Source organism: Mycobacterium sp. TH-M82, assembly GCF_057473605.1.
Genome location: NZ_JBYCKY010000790.1, coordinates 1 through 3485 on the forward strand (window position 1 = coordinate 1; position 3485 = coordinate 3485).

The 3485-nt window shown below is 59.5% G+C and carries 4 protein-coding genes; all 4 read left to right on the forward strand.

Features of this window, described 5'->3' with window-relative positions; translation table 11 throughout:
• The first annotated feature begins 141 nt into the window (after positions 1-141).
• The 4 genes from AC2VON_RS23460 to AC2VON_RS23475 all read left to right on the forward strand — a co-directional run bounded on the left by AC2VON_RS23460 (position 142) and on the right by AC2VON_RS23475 (position 3276).
• On the forward strand, positions 142-966 hold the full coding sequence (locus AC2VON_RS23460) for a hypothetical protein (protein ID WP_486954997.1): 825 nt from the start codon (positions 142-144) through the stop codon (positions 964-966).
• The gene (locus tag AC2VON_RS23465; protein ID WP_486954998.1) at positions 966-1877 is read left to right on the forward strand and encodes a hypothetical protein; all 912 of its coding nucleotides are present in this window, start codon (positions 966-968) and stop codon (positions 1875-1877) included. Before AC2VON_RS23460 ends, AC2VON_RS23465 begins: the two co-directional genes overlap by 1 nt.
• A gap of 12 nt (positions 1878-1889) precedes the next feature.
• Positions 1890-2774: a glycoside hydrolase family 25 protein gene (locus tag AC2VON_RS23470; RefSeq protein WP_486954999.1), complete on the forward strand. Its 885-nt coding sequence runs from the start codon at positions 1890-1892 to the stop codon at positions 2772-2774.
• Positions 2775-2985: 211 nt separating this feature from the next.
• The gene (locus AC2VON_RS23475) at positions 2986-3276 is read left to right on the forward strand and encodes a hypothetical protein (protein WP_486955000.1); all 291 of its coding nucleotides are present in this window, start codon (positions 2986-2988) and stop codon (positions 3274-3276) included.
• Positions 3277-3485 lie beyond the last annotated feature (209 nt).

Here is a 3485-nt window from a genome sequence, read left to right on the forward strand (position 1 = left end):
TCGGGACCGTTCGCCGGCATCGAAACCACGCTCCTCAAAATCTTTTGGGGAATGCTCGGTGTGGCGTTGGTGCTGATAGGCATCTACCTCTTGGTCAATCCCGAAAGTCAACTCGCCAGTACGCTGAAAGGGGCGATTTAAGTGGCCGACGAAAGCACGCTCGTCTATACGCAACAAGTCACCTTAGACGCGGGGTCCACGAGCGGCAGCACGAAACTCCAGGCCGGGTTCACGGTCAGCCACATGGCGGTCATCAACCAAACAGAGGCCACCCTAAGCATGAGCCCCGGCCGGACGAGCTCTGCGTCCACGACGGCCGTTCCTGTTCCGCCCAACTTTAACCTGGCCTTCCCGGTGGAGACAGACCAGGTCTTTACGTTGTTCTGGTCCTCGGACTCGGCCTTACCTTCGGGAGCTGACGTCCTGGTGCTTATGTCCAACCAGCCGGTGCAACTCCAAGGCGGCCCCACCACGACCGGGGGTGTGGCGCAGGCCGTCACGGTGGCGAACACACCGACCGTCAATGTAGGCACGCTCCCACCTGTCACCGTCTCTAGTGCACCGCAGACCACCGGCAGTAATTACGACACGACCAGCCCCGGCACCAATCCGATTAAGGTGGATTCGGACGGTAATCAGTACGTGAATTTCCCGTCCACGCAAAACGTGAACGTGGAGAACAACACACAGCTGCAAAACGGCATCATCGGGGCCAGTCAAGTCAGCGTGACCACTACGGCCGCGCAGCTGACGATACCCGACAACATCCGCTCTTTAGCCATCCAAAACACGAGCACGACCGCGATTCTCTACCTTGGTGCTTCAGATACCGTCACGTCGACGACTGGGTATCCCGTGCAACCCATGCAAACCCTCACGTTTGACATTGACCCGACCGCCACCGGGCTGGTCTTTTGGGCCATCGGGAGCGCCGACCTTACGGCGGCCATTTTGGGGGTGAGCTAATGAGCATCACGGTGACGCAGCCGGTGCTTGGAAACGCGCAGCCGGACGACGTGCTGGCCGGGAGCACCTTCTCGGGTCTCAACGTCGCGCCTGGCACGCAGGGGACCATCCCCACGCAGCCGAGCGGCCAGACGATCACGCCGGGCACGGAGGACATCACTCTCGATGCGGGGTATTATGAGTCCCCGATGACGGTCGCCGGCAGCGCGAATCTCGTGGCCGGTAACATCGCTGAAGGGGTCGAACTCTTTGGCGTCGCCGGAGCGAGTGTGGTGGCAGCCGGTACAGCCACAGCGTCGGACGTCCTGGACGGTGTGACGTTTACGAGCGCCCAGTCGAGCTCGACTCAGACCGGCACGATGCCGAACAACGGCAGCCTGTCCTACACCCCGAGTGCCTCCGCCCAAACCATCCCGGCTGGGTATACCACAGGCGGCACGGTCGAAGCCGTGGATGTGCCGGCCGGGGATGTGTTGACCGGCACGACGATCGCAGGCGTCGCTGGCACGATGCCGAACAATGGGGCCCTGAACATCACGCCGTCCACCTCGTCGCAGAGCTACCCGGACGGTTTCTATACGTCCGTGGCATGTGCAGCCGCCGACCTCAAACAGACGGCGAGTGGGTCTGCCACCGTCAGTTTCGACTACAGCGGCTCGGGTCTTGGCACTCTGTCTGTATCCGGTCTAGGCTTTACGCCACGGGTAATCTATGCGCTACCGAGCGGGTCCTACTCAGATATTCAATCAGCTATCGGCTTTTGGTCTGCGGATGCAGGCGTCGGATGGAGCATCAACACCGGTCCTGCACTGGTTGGCATCTCGCCAACCACGGGATCGGGTACATTTTCTATGCCGTTGTATTGCACGGAATACAGTTCGATGACCGTCAATTGGTGGGCGTGGAATTAAGGAGGATGGACCATGGAGGCCAAAGGAGTGGATGTATATGCAGGGAGTGGCCGCGTGGATTGGCACCAGGTGCGTCGGGCCGGATATGCGTTTTGTTTTGCCAAGGCGACGCAAGGCACCGACTACCGCGATCCTCGATTCCGAGAGAACATCCGCGGCGCACGGGCGGCCGGGCTCTTAACGGGCGCGTATGCGTATTGCGACCCGGCGCTTGGGAGCGCCTATGAGCAGGCGGCCAACTTTGTGGGAGCCCTCAGCGGAGTGGGGGGTGTAGATCTACCGCCCGTCCTCGACTTAGAGGCGGCAGGCCACGCGGACCCGAAGCGGGTGACCCAATGGGCCAACGAGTGGCTGCACTGGGTGCGCAAGGGCACCGGTCGCCCCGACATGCTTTATACCTTCCCGTGGTTTGCGAGAACCTATTTGCATGGCGTGGACGAGGTGCCCGACTGGATAGCCGATTACGGTGAGATGCCAAAGGATGTTGCCGGGTGCTATAATATCACTTTTTGGCAAAAGAGCGACCGGGGCCTTGTGCCAGGTATCCCGCAGCCCTGCGACCTGGACATTTTCTTTGGCAGTGAGGAGCAGCTCGTAACTTGGGCAAAGGAGATGAAGAATTTGGAACGCGTCGAAGTGAGTTTGAACGGGGTGCCGTGGCGGCCAGGGTATCTCATCGGTGGCAACACCTACGTCGAGTGGGAGGCGCTGCGGGAGTTTCTCCCGACTCTAAAAGTCGAGCAGACGAGCAACAGCCCGCTCGGGTTCGATTTTACCGCGCCGAAAGATGCGGCAGTGCCGGTGCAGCAGCTGGCGGACGTGGCCGCAGCGAACGGCATCAAGGCCATTACCGTGACCAAAGCGGATGGGCAGACGGAGACGGTTTGGCATGAGTAAGTCGGTCACGGTGCGTGAGATGGGCTGGGTGGCCCTGTTTGGGGCGCTTCTCGCACTGCTCGAGTTCTGGCTATACCGCAAAGCGCAACTTCTGTAAACTAGCAGAGAGGAGGGGATCGCATGGCTCGAAAGAGAAGACTCCCGCCGCGCAACAAAGACGGCCGATTCCGTAAGCGCAAGTAGTTTTCACAACACACAAGGAGGGATTTTTGTGGAGTTAGACAATTTCAACTCGTATACCGATCATCTAAAGTTCCCAGCTTTCAAACCGCTCAATACGTTAGCCGACTGTGAGCGCCGACCTTACTTGTGGGCTTGGACCAACTATAAGCCGCACGCTGGTGATCCCGGTTTCATCGTGGAAACCATCAACGGCCGGCTGTATTGGATCCATGACCTGCAACACGCACACATGTTGGCCGAGTGCGTGGAGACCGCATGTGCTATCTATGCCGCTGACGAATGCGGAGAGTACTTCAAGCAGTTCGCGGTTGCAGCCTGATTTCCCCGTTTTATCCGTCATGCGAACGCGTGTAACCACCAAAACATTCTCCCATCTAAGGTCACTCCCCTCATCTGCGACATGCCCTACTTTATGTGGGGTAGGAGTCCAGACGGCGCGGTGTCTGTCCCGTCAACGGGAGCACAATTTTCGCCCCTTCCGTCTGCGTGGCACGCGTGAGCTTGAGACGCATAGACTGCTACTGGGCA

Bases quoted from the DNA above. Each gene is read 5' to 3' on its own strand.
- AC2VON_RS23465 (WP_486954998.1), top strand. From the start codon at position 966: ATGAGCATCACGGTGACGCAGCCGGTGCTTGGAAACGCGCAGCCGGAC.
- AC2VON_RS23470 (WP_486954999.1), top strand. From the start codon at position 1,890: ATGGAGGCCAAAGGAGTGGATGTATATGCAGGGAGTGGCCGCGTGGAT.